We start from the raw sequence: 283 nt of genomic DNA, 5'->3' as shown, positions 1-283 counted from the left end.
ATGGGTTTATGCGGCACTAAGCAAATGGATAAACCATCAGGCATTTTACAGGCAATTAAGCTGGAATCCAACAACAGGTGGATATCAGGATTTCTTGTTCTACTTTTTACCGGGGATTGAGTTATTAGCAGTTTTACTATTACTCATAAGACCAGTCCGCTTATACGGCCTTTGGCTTTCTGCCGGACTACTATTTGTTTTTACCGCCTATGTTTTTTATGTAGTCTTTATTGATCCTACAAAAGCGACTTGTACCTGTGGCGGGGTTTTATCTGCAATGACC

1 protein-coding gene is annotated in these 283 nt (G+C 40.6%); it reads left to right on the top strand.

Features of this window, described 5'->3' with window-relative positions:
* Positions 1 to 283, top strand: a 283-nt coding sequence (locus SB659_RS19325) for a MauE/DoxX family redox-associated membrane protein (protein WP_410551562.1), incomplete at both ends; no start/stop codon positions are given.

Source organism: Arthrobacter sp. SIMBA_036 (assembly GCF_046535135.1).
GTDB lineage: Bacteria > Actinomycetota > Actinomycetes > Actinomycetales > Micrococcaceae > Arthrobacter.
Note: the sequence above shows the minus strand (reverse complement) of the source record. Positions and strands in the feature narration are given on the sequence as shown.